10 protein-coding genes are annotated in these 9,765 nt (G+C 49.0%); 8 read left to right on the top strand and 2 right to left on the bottom strand.

Features of this window, described 5'->3' with window-relative positions:
- The first annotated feature begins 330 nt into the window (after positions 1 to 330).
- Together JWV37_RS01085 and JWV37_RS01080 are read left to right on the top strand one after the other, a co-directional pair.
- Positions 331 to 1,485: a sensor histidine kinase gene (locus JWV37_RS01085; protein WP_205457792.1), complete on the top strand. Its 1,155-nt coding sequence runs from the start codon at positions 331 to 333 to the stop codon at positions 1,483 to 1,485.
- On the top strand, positions 1,478 to 2,164 hold the full coding sequence (locus tag JWV37_RS01080; RefSeq protein ID WP_205457791.1) for a response regulator: 687 nt from the start codon (positions 1,478 to 1,480) through the stop codon (positions 2,162 to 2,164). Before JWV37_RS01085 ends, JWV37_RS01080 begins: the two co-directional genes overlap by 8 nt.
- On the opposite strand, the gene JWV37_RS01075 is transcribed toward JWV37_RS01080, so the two are convergent.
- Complete coding sequence (locus tag JWV37_RS01075; protein WP_205457790.1) at positions 2,161 to 3,012, bottom strand: biotin synthase; 852 nt, start codon at positions 3,010 to 3,012, stop codon at positions 2,161 to 2,163. The two genes, JWV37_RS01080 and JWV37_RS01075, sit on opposite strands and share 4 nt — an antisense overlap.
- A gap of 189 nt (positions 3,013 to 3,201) precedes the next feature.
- Here JWV37_RS01075 and JWV37_RS01070 point away from each other — a divergent pair, with 189 nt between their 5' ends.
- The 6 genes from JWV37_RS01070 to JWV37_RS01045 are packed head-to-tail and all read left to right on the top strand — an operon-like array spanning position 3,202 to position 9,282.
- On the top strand, positions 3,202 to 3,729 hold the full coding sequence (locus JWV37_RS01070; protein WP_205457789.1) for an FmdE family protein: 528 nt from the start codon (positions 3,202 to 3,204) through the stop codon (positions 3,727 to 3,729).
- 1 nt (position 3,730) lies between these two features.
- Positions 3,731 to 5,287: an ABC transporter substrate-binding protein gene (locus JWV37_RS01065; RefSeq protein ID WP_205457788.1), complete on the top strand. Its 1,557-nt coding sequence runs from the start codon at positions 3,731 to 3,733 to the stop codon at positions 5,285 to 5,287.
- On the top strand, positions 5,288 to 6,226 hold the full coding sequence (locus JWV37_RS01060) for an ABC transporter permease (RefSeq protein ID WP_205457787.1): 939 nt from the start codon (positions 5,288 to 5,290) through the stop codon (positions 6,224 to 6,226).
- Positions 6,223 to 7,053: an ABC transporter permease gene (locus JWV37_RS01055; protein ID WP_205457786.1), complete on the top strand. Its 831-nt coding sequence runs from the start codon at positions 6,223 to 6,225 to the stop codon at positions 7,051 to 7,053. Before JWV37_RS01060 ends, JWV37_RS01055 begins: the two co-directional genes overlap by 4 nt.
- Positions 7,046 to 8,680, top strand: a complete 1,635-nt coding sequence (locus JWV37_RS01050; RefSeq protein WP_205457785.1) for an ABC transporter ATP-binding protein — start codon at positions 7,046 to 7,048, stop codon at positions 8,678 to 8,680. Before JWV37_RS01055 ends, JWV37_RS01050 begins: the two co-directional genes overlap by 8 nt.
- A 14-nt stretch (positions 8,681 to 8,694) precedes the next feature.
- A complete protein-coding gene (locus JWV37_RS01045) occupies positions 8,695 to 9,282 on the top strand; it encodes a TetR/AcrR family transcriptional regulator (RefSeq protein WP_205457784.1) in 588 nt (195 codons plus the stop codon).
- Between the two features lie 24 nt (positions 9,283 to 9,306).
- On the opposite strand, the gene JWV37_RS01040 is transcribed toward JWV37_RS01045, so the two are convergent.
- Entirely contained in the window at positions 9,307 to 9,750 is a 444-nt protein-coding gene (locus JWV37_RS01040; protein WP_205457783.1) for a hypothetical protein, read from the bottom strand.
- Between the last annotated feature and the right edge of the window lie 15 nt (positions 9,751 to 9,765).

Raw genomic sequence — 9,765 nt, 5'->3', positions numbered from 1 at the left:
GCGAAAATCGCGAATTCGCTCCAAGACCTCAGGGTGGTTTGCTACCACATCGCGCATCGCATCTTCAAGGGTAAGTGCAAAAGCAGAACCCGCAACCAGTGAGCTGGCAACCAGTGCCAAAGCATAACGTTTCATGTCACATCCTTCGTATTAAAATTAATTTTCTTGTGAGAAACTGACCGAATCTCATTATTGGTTCCTAATGAAATTATATAAATTTCAAACCACGTTTTGGTCACATTTTGTCTGATTCTACCTAATAATGATGAGAGTTTTCAAATTCGTATAAGAAATGATGAAATTAAGTTCAGGTATGCTACATTTTTCCCCATGAAACCCCAACCCCTTCAATCAAATTCTGAAATCATTACCGCCGCCAAAGAGCGCAGAAAGAAGATTCTTCTTGCGATGTATGTGATGACAATTGGCGTTTTTTTTATCCATAATCTTACTGATATTTACCGTGCTAACTATACCGTTATTCTTGTGCGTTCTATTATGCTTTTACTGATGCTCGTGGCCTTCATGCGACTGTACCAAAAACAACAGTACGAAAAGGCTTCCTATGCCATTTTGCTTATTTTGGGCATCACTACCGTTGGTATTTCTGTGATGGGGAAATTTGATGATTTTACATTGGGATTCATTCTTCCATTTATTTTGGGGGCTTTTTCATTGTTTAGCTGGCAAAAGGGCTTGTGCTTTAGTGGTGCGCTATTGACAGTGCTTGTGGGTATTTTGTGGTTTAACCCAACGCTTTTTGCCACAAGTTCTTTTTTGCAAAGTGAAACAGCCTTGCTTAATTTTTTGTTTGTGGTGATACTGATTATAGCGTTTGGGTTTTATTATGAAACAACACGGGTGGATGCGTACAAGCGTTTGATGAACCTGAGCCATAAAAAAGATTTGCTTTATAACGAAATTCATCACCGTGTCAAAAACAACCTTAACATTGTCTCTTCAATGCTTGCTATTCAAGCGGAAAAAGAAGACCAACGGGTGAAAGAGATTATTCATGTGAGCAAGGAGCGTATTGAGGCGATGGCGATGGTACATTCGATGTTGTATGTCTCTAGTGACATTGAAAAGGTAAATGCGCAATTGTTTATCGAGAAACTCTCTTCTACTATTGAGCGCACGATGGGTTTACATGTAAAGACCAAGTTTGCTGTTTCTCCCTTGGAACTTACACTCAATGAGGTAATGCCTCTTGGGCTTATCGTTAACGAACTTTTGACCAATAGTTTCAAGTATGCTTTTGAGGGTATGGCTAATCCTTGTGTTATCATTGCCTTAAAAGAGAACAATGGTGTGGTAGAATTTTTATACCAAGACAACGGAAAAGGCCAAGAGAAAGAGGAAATCAAAGGCATTGGGTTAAAACTTGTTGAGCTTAATGTGAGGCAACTCAAAGGAACAATGGCGCTTAGTCATAAAAAAGGGTTTGGGTGTCAAATTTGCTACAAAAGAAGTAATCATGTATAAGATTTTGATTGTGGAAGACGAGGCGATTGCGGCGGAATACTTGCGAATGGTGCTTGAAAAACGCGGGTGGAGCGTAGTGGGTGTGGTGGATAATGGTGCCGATGCCCTAGAGGCCATTCGTGAGTTTAGTCCCCATCTTGTGCTTATGGACATCATGATTCGTGGCCCAAAAAGTGGGTGTGAGGTGGCCATGGATATCCGAAGTATTAGCCATTGCTCCATTGTTTTTTTAACCGCTTATGCCAATGAAGAGATGATTAGGTATGCCATGGATGTGGAGGCGGATGGGTACATTGTCAAGCCCTATGATGAGAAGGAGATTATTGCAACCTTGTCGCTATTGAGTGCTAAGGCAAACCGCGGATTTGGATTAAAGGTGAGCAAAATTATCGGCGGGTTTTACTTTAACCATGAGACAAACCTTCTTTACAAGGAGACTGAAGTGGTCAAGGTGGGTCCCAAGGGATTGAAGCTGATTCAGCTTTTGTGCAACAACAAAAACGGCTGTGTGCGCTACGAGGCCCTTTATGCTGCCATGTGGGATGGGGAGATTAATCTCAAAAAATTGCAAATGGTTGTGTATCGTGTGCGGGAGGTTTGTGGTGTTGATTTTATCGAAAACATCAACGGAGTAGGGTACCGCATTAAACGTAACCACGCCCTAGAGCCTCCACGCTAAATTTCTTTGCACGCCCCTGCTATCTCAAGCCCGAGAGTTTTTAGGGCTTCGAGTTCCGCCTTGGCATCTTCGCCTTGGGTGGTGAGATAATCTCCAATGACCATGGCGTTTGCCCCATAGGAAAAAAAAGTGTAATTACCTTTGCCAAAAACCCGTTCACGTCCTCCTGCGAGCATTATTTTTTGGGCATTAGGGATGCATGTTCGGGCTAAGGAGATGATTTTTAGGGCCTCTTCTTGGGAGAGGGTGGGTTGAGAAATAGGCAGGGCAGGATTAGGGTGAAAAAAGTTCAAGGGCACGTTTTTAGGGTTTAGCGAGGCGATGGAAGTGAGTAAGCTCACGCGATCCTCTTCACTCTCCCCAACGCCAAAAATCCCCCCGCACACAAGGTCTAGGCCTACTTCGCCCACGTGTTTACATGTACGGTAACGTTCTTGCCACGTGTGGGTGGAGCACAGTGTGGGGTAAAAGGCTTCAGAGGTTTCGAGGTTGTGGTTGTATGCTTGCACGCCCGCGGCTTTAAGGGTGTACAAATCTTCAGGGTCAGCGACGACACCATTGCAGGCGATGAGTTTGAGGCCTAAGTCTAAATCGGTGATGGCTTTGGCTGCGTCACACACCAACGCGAGGGTTTTGGGCGTAAGAGACTTTCCAGAACTAACCAAGCAAAAGCCCGTCGCGTAGCGCTCTTTGGCGCGTTTTGCTTCGTAGATGATAGTCCCAATGGGTTTTTTGCTGTAGCGGTCGATGGTGGCGCCATGGGAGATACTTTGGGCGCAAAAGGCGCAATCTTGTTCGCACGCACCGCTTTTGATATTGGAAATAGCACACAAAAAAATAGAAGACATGGTGTTCCTTTGGCTTTACATGTAAGGCAAAAACAGGAGTGTAACAAATCTTCTCTAAAAGCTCCCCAAGGCCACAAAAATAGTGACGAAATAACAAAAAGAACAGGCATAAATATTATTTAAAATTAAGCAATAATACAGTGCCACCGCGTTAGCATTAGGCAAAAATTCGTCAATTAAGGAATGCAAATGAACGCGCGTTGGGAAAAGTGTGTGGATTTTCACGGGCACGAATGCCCCGGACTTGCTATTGGGTTTCGTGCGGTGGAGGCGGCGCAAACGTGGCTAGGAATGCAAGGCTTTAGCGCCGATGAGGAGCTTGTGTGTGTTACTGAAAACGATGCGTGTGGTGTGGATGCCATTCAAGTGCTTTTAGGGTGTAGTTTTGGCAAGGGCAATCTCATTTACAAAGACGCGGGCAAGCAAGCCTTTAGCTTTTTTGACCGCAAAAGAGATAAAAAAGGCCGCGTGGTGTTTCGCCGTCCGTTAGATCCAAACATGGACAGGGTTGCCATGCAAGCACATATCTTGGAAGCTCCCTTGGAGGAGGTGTTTGAACTCAAAACCCCCTCTTTTGAGCTTCCCAAGCCTGCCCGCTTGTTTACATCTTTGGTGTGCGAAGCGTGTGGCGAAAGCGCGGCAGAGCTGAAAATGCGTCTACAAGAGGGCAAAAAAGTGTGTATTGATTGTTTCTCTCACTACACCAGAGGTTTTTAAAATGACGAAAAAACTCCTCCTTTTTTTGGTAGTTTCGCTAGCCATGGCCCAAGTGCCAGAGGTGAAAATAGCAGACTCCCAAGGGGCATTTGGTTACCCCAACCCCTACCATCACTACCCCAGAGGTCCGGGCTACGTGCGCATGAGTTACGTGTTTGACACCTTGGTGTGGAAAGACAGTTCCGGGTTCACGCCCGCCCTTGCCAAAGCGTGGACATACGACGCGCAAAGCCAAAGCTTTGTGTTTGAGTTGCAAGAAAATGCCTTATGGCACGATGGCGCGCCTGTGAGTGCGGAGGATGTAGCCTTTACTATTGGGTATTTTAAGCAATATCCTTATTACTGGATAGACACCCGCGCGATTGCTTCAGTGGAAGTGGAGGGCCCGCACCGCGTGCGCATCACTCTTTCTACGCCTTACGCCCCTTTTCTTTCCGACATCGGTGGGACGATGCCCATCTTGCCCAAACACATTTGGGAAGGAGTGGAAGACCCCAAGGGCTTCTTGGATGCCAAGGCGTTTGTTGGTTCAGGGCCTTACATGTACAAGGATTTTGACAAGACAAAAGGGACGTATCTGTACGAAGCCTTTGGGGAGTATTATGGCGGGACGCCCAAGGTTAAACGGCTCATTTACGTCAAAACCGATAAGCCCTTAAGCGCGCTTTTGAGTGGCGGTGTTGACATGGCGACTATTCGCCCGCAAATGCTTTCTCAGGTGGAAAAAGTACCGCATCTTAAGGTCATCGAAGATGAGCGTTCGTGGAATAAAAAGCTCATGGTTAACCACCGCAAAGCCCCTTTTAACTCCGTGGCCTTTCGGCAAGCCTTGGCTTACGGCATCGACCGCGAACGGCTCATCGCCCAAGCCCATCAGGGTCACCCAAAGCTAGCCTCCCTAGGGCTACTTTCTCCTGACCATGCCATGGCGAACCCCTCTTTGCCAAGCTACGCCTTTAATCCCTCAAAAGCCCTTGCCTTGCTAGGAACCCTAGGGTACGCCAAAAACGCCAACGGGGTGTTAGAAAAAGAGGGAAAACCCTTACATGTAAGCCTTCTTTCTTCGAGCATCACCTCAGGAGGACAAGCAGGAAGCGACCGCGACGGGGAGATGATTGCCGCGTTTTTGCGCGACCTTGGGATGGAAGTTGAACTCATTGGGCTAGAACAAACTACGCTAGATGCCAAGGTCAAAGCGTGGGAATTTGACCTTGCCGTTTCAGGACACGGAGGCATCGCAGGAGACGCAAAAATCCTCAATGAGATGATTTTACCGTGGGGCGGGGCGGGTTCGGTAAACAGCGCGCGGTATGACGCCAACCCGAAGTTCAACGCCCTTTTAGAAGCGCAACTTTTAGAGATGGATGAAGCCAAGCGCACGGCCATGGTGCAAGAGATTCAACTCCTGCATGCGACCGATTTGCCTGCCATTCCTTTGTACTACCCTCGGGCACTTAGTGTGTACGACACCCGCAAAGGAGTAGCGTGGTTTTACACCCAAGGGGGCATTGCCAAGGGGATTCCCATCCCTCAAAACAAACGGGCCTTGCTTCCCTAAATGGCGCGCACCTTCCTCTCGTACGCCCTTGCCCTTGGGGTGATGGCGTACCTTTCCTATGGACTGCCTTTGTGGCTTCCAGGGGATTTTGCCACGGCGATGTATGCGAGCAGCGACGTCGTGCTTTCCCCCCAAGAAGAAGCCCGTTTGACTCCTGTGCCTCCTTCTTTTTTAGCGTATGTGGACGCGTTTATGCGCGGAGATTTTGGCCTTTCGTTGGCCTACGGTGTGCCGATTAGTACGCTGTTAGGAGAAGCCTTGCCGTGGACGCTTTTGCTTGGACTTTGCGCCTACCTTAGCTCTTTTGCAGTGGCCTTTGTTTTGGGGGTAGAGAGTGCTTTTAGGCGTGCAAGCAAGGTGGATAGGCGGTTGAGCGGGGCCATGGTAAGTTTGGATGGGGTGCCTGAACTGGTGCTTGGGGTGGTGTTTTTGCTCTTTTTTGGGGCCCATTTGGGGTGGTTTCCCCTGCAAGGAGCGCTCACACCCTACAGTGATAAAAGCGGGATAGCCCATGTCGCAGACGTGCTAGCCCACCTGTGTTTGCCTGCAATGACACTTTTTTTGGCCTCCTTGTCGGGGCAATTTTTACTGGTGCGGGTGAGTGTGTTGCACGTATTGCCCGCCCCTTTTGTCTCCTGCGCGCACCTGCGGGGGATTGGGCCGTGGCGGGTGCGGTATAAATATGTGGCCTTAAATGCGTTGCTTCCCATTGTAGTACGCTTTGGGTTTCGCCTTGCTTCGATGGTAACAAGCCTCATCGTGGTGGAGACGATTTTTGCTTACCCTGGGATTGGGTCTTTGCTGATGGACGCAGTTGCCAAGCGGGATGTGCCGGTGATTCAAGTGGTTGTGACGTTGCTCTCTTTGGGGGTGGTTGGGATGAGCGTGTTGCTTGAAGGGGTAGCGTTTTGGTTAAAACCCAAAGGAAACCGCGCATGAAAAGCGTGCTAAGGGAGCCATTTTTTAAGGTAGGTGTGGTGCTTTTTGGTGCGGTGAGCGCACTTGGCATATTGGCCTTGTTTTGGCTTCCTCATGACCCCCATGCCTTTGTGTTTGAACCCTTGGCACGACCTTCCTTGACCCATCTTTTGGGGGTCAATGACGCAGGCATGGATATTTTCTCAGAACTACTAGTAGCAGTGCAAAATACCCTTGTGTTTGGGGTGTGGGTTGCGGGCATTTCAGTGGGACTTGGAGCGGTTGTGGGGATGGCAAGTGGCTACTGGGGCGGTTGGATAGACGCGGTGCTCATGCGCTTGTGCGACATCTTAATCGCCTTGCCTTCGGTATTGGTGCTGTTGTTGGTGGCGAGCATTGCAAGGCCAAGTGGAATGGAACTAGGCGCGCTACTGGGCGTGCTTTCGTTTCCCATCGGGGCAAAGGTGGTGCGTTTTCAAACGGCGCACCTGAAAGAGACCTTGTATGTTGAGGTGGCGTTGCAGATGGGCGCGAGCGGGTGGTATGTACTCAGGCGCCACATCTTCCCCGCCCTTGCGCCACTCATTGGTTTTTCCTGTGCGGGACGGTTTCGTTTTGCGGTGATGGCCCAAGCGACCTTGGCCTTTTTGGGGTTGTTGAGTCCCAGTGAAAAATCCTTTGGGATGATGATACGCCAGGGGATGCAGTACTATTATCTGGATATTTGGTGGCATTGGATTTTCCCGCCCGTGGTGCTTTTAGGCATGGTGTTGGTGGGGGTGACCTTTGTGATTTTTAGCCTAGAGGGTGTGTTGGATGGGCGTGTAAAAGGGGTGTTGCGTGGTTGAATTTGTGGATTTTTCGCTGTTTTATGAAGAAGAACACCATCGGCTCATCGCCCTTGAAGGCCTTACATGTAAGGTTCAAAAAGGAACGATTACGGCGATTATTGGCGAATCGGGTGCGGGAAAAACGAGCCTCGCCAAAGCCCTCATGGCCCATCTTCCCTCGAACGCAACGGCGCAAGGAAGCCTTAAAGTAGACGGCGTTTCATGGCTTGACCAAGAAAGCGCCCAGCAGCGGCTGTTTCGCCAACGCCACATCGCCTACATGCCCCAAGGCGGCAGTGAAAACTTAAATCCGCTACTCTCGGTGGGCGCGCAATTGCGTGAAGTGATGGCACCACGCTTTACATGTAAAGGATTGCTTGAATCGGTGGGATTAAAGGAGGAGGTGCAAGAGCGCACCCCAAGGGAGCTAAGCGGTGGGGAAGTGTCGCGGGTGCTTTTGGCTCTTGCCCTTGCCAGTGATGCCCCTTGTGTGGTACTTGATGAGCCAACAGCGGGGCTGGATGAAACATCAAAAAGGTCTTTAGAACTGCTTTTTAATTCCTTGCGTGCACAGGGAAAAACACTCGTGCTTATTACCCATGATTTGGAGCTAGCCCACCGCGTGAGTGACGTGACGTGGGTGTTGTACCTTGGGCAGTTGCTAGAAGTGTTGCCCTCTGTGGAGTTGTTTGAGCGGGCGTTGCACCCCTATACGATTGCCCTTTCGCGGGTGTTTCCACGGATGGATCGGGCCAAAGACATCGTCAAAATCAAAGGCGAAGCCACCTTTCGTTTGGTGCATCGGCACGATGCATCCCATGCGCACACATCCACGCCTGAGCATGTACATGTAGAAGCTAAGGGATGTGTGTATGCACCCCGCTGTACCCAGCCTGTACGGCGGTGTTTTGAGGAAAAACCCCTTTTGAAGGGGACGCAAAATGGGGCGCACGCGTGCTATTTTGAGGGGATGCGCGTGTTGATAGCCCTAGAGGCGGTGGGTTTTGCGTACCCACGCAGCGACACGTTTGTGTTACAAAACTGCTCACTCACCCTCAAACGGGGAGAGATTGTCGCATTGGTGGGGGATTCGGGTTCGGGGAAGAGCACGGTGGCAAAACTCATGGCAGGAATGCTTGCCCCCAAAGAGGGCAGGGTGGTCATGGAAGAACCTTTGCGCGTGGGCATGGTGCATCAGCATCCCATGCAAGCACTAAACCCCCGTTTTAGCGCCTATGAGAGTATCGCGGAGCCGTTGGTATTGGGGCGGTTTCCTAAGGAGCGTTTGGACGCGCGGGTGCGGGAAGTGGCCCTTGCGTGTGGGCTTGGGGAGGATGGGCATGTGCTGGATTTATTGCCCCATAAACTCAGCCTTGGCACCTTGCAACGGGTGTGTATGGCGCGCGCATTGGCGAATTATCCTGATGTGATTATCGCTGATGAACCCACAAGTGCGCTAGACCCAAGTGTGCAAGCGCGCGTTATGAAGACACTTTTGGATTTACAGGTGGAAACAGGGGTTGGCGTTTTATTAATTACGCACAATCTTGCCCTTGCGCGGAAAATTGCTGATATAATAGCCTTACTAAAAAACGGAAGGCTCGTCTACGAGGGAGATATGCCCACAGGAGTAGGTGGTCTGTAACGGGGGAGTGCCACGTGAAGCCAAAGGCGGATAAGACAGAACAGATTTTAGAAGGGTCCTTGCGGCTGTTTTCACAAAAAGGGTTTTTTGCAACGACGATGCCCGACATTGCGCGGTTTCTTAGCATGAGTCCAGGAAATATTTACAACTATTTTGCCTCCAAAGAGGAGCTGGCAAAGGCAGTCATAACGTACTCGTCGAAGATTTTGGGCGAAGAAGTGCGTAAGATTAATGAGATGTCGGTGGATTCGGAAGAGAAGATTTGGCGCATTGTGGCGATTTATTTTAGCATGGTCAAAGACCGCCCTGAGCATATTGACTATTTTTTGAAAGTCTACTTGGCCAACAAAGAGATATTTTCTAGTAGCATGAAAGAGTTACTCTACGAGTCGGTGTTCATCCAAGAATTGCGGACGATGTTTGAAGAGGGGGTGTTAAAACGGGAATTGCGCAATCAAGACTTTTTCTCGGTTTTGGGCATTTTGGTGGGGACGATGGCAGGAGTGGCGTTCATGTTTAGCGAAGATTTGTTGGAAAATGACATCATGCACTACACCAAAAGCATTTCAGAAAACATCTACGAAGCACTGCGTTTAAAGTAGACGAGCACCCAAAGCGGGTGCACGCTAACTTAAGAGCGAGTAAAAAAGATAACTGACGATAAAGCCAAAAGCCGAAGCGGTGATGAGGGGTGCACCGTACAAAAAGGTGGCAAATACTTTAACTAAAATGCTGCGTTTGAATTTGATTACCAAGATGATGATAGAGCCCAAAAAAGCGGTGAGGAAGATATACAAAAAAACATCCGCAAGGGTGAGCCCTTGGGTGAAAAACCCTGTATAACTAAAAAACAGCGTAAAAATAAACACTCCGCCCATGTAGGCGACGACATTGTTTTGCGTCTCATAGCGGGCAAAACTTTCTGCAAGGTTTCCCTCTTTGGGCACAAAACCGTCGTGTTCGTGTTGCCGTTTTGCGGTGATGGCACGCTTTTCAAAATAGAGAAAAACAAGCAAACTTACCACAATTCCGATGCCAACCAAAGGAATAAGAGAGAGAATGTGCGCCATGTGTGTCCTTTTTGT

Origin of the sequence: Sulfurospirillum tamanense, assembly GCF_016937535.1 — a bacterium.
Lineage (GTDB): Bacteria > Campylobacterota > Campylobacteria > Campylobacterales > Campylobacteraceae > Sulfurospirillum_B > Sulfurospirillum_B tamanense.
The sequence above is the reverse complement of the archived record's forward strand: the minus strand, read 5'-3'. Positions and strand labels throughout refer to the sequence as shown.

Excerpts from the sequence above, each read along its gene's own strand:
- JWV37_RS01085 (WP_205457792.1), top strand. The coding sequence starts at position 331 with ATGAAACCCCAACCCCTTCAATCAAATTCTGAAATCATTACCGCCGCC.
- JWV37_RS01075 (WP_205457790.1), bottom strand. The coding sequence starts at position 3,012 with ATGTCTTCTATTTTTTTGTGTGCTATTTCCAATATCAAAAGCGGTGCG.
- JWV37_RS01060 (WP_205457787.1), top strand. The coding sequence starts at position 5,288 with ATGGCGCGCACCTTCCTCTCGTACGCCCTTGCCCTTGGGGTGATGGCG.
- JWV37_RS01055 (WP_205457786.1), top strand. The coding sequence starts at position 6,223 with ATGAAAAGCGTGCTAAGGGAGCCATTTTTTAAGGTAGGTGTGGTGCTT.
- JWV37_RS01065 (WP_205457788.1), top strand. The coding sequence starts at position 3,731 with ATGACGAAAAAACTCCTCCTTTTTTTGGTAGTTTCGCTAGCCATGGCC.
- JWV37_RS01040 (WP_205457783.1), bottom strand. The coding sequence starts at position 9,750 with ATGGCGCACATTCTCTCTCTTATTCCTTTGGTTGGCATCGGAATTGTG.
- JWV37_RS01070 (WP_205457789.1), top strand. The coding sequence starts at position 3,202 with ATGAACGCGCGTTGGGAAAAGTGTGTGGATTTTCACGGGCACGAATGC.
- JWV37_RS01080 (WP_205457791.1), top strand. The coding sequence starts at position 1,478 with ATGTATAAGATTTTGATTGTGGAAGACGAGGCGATTGCGGCGGAATAC.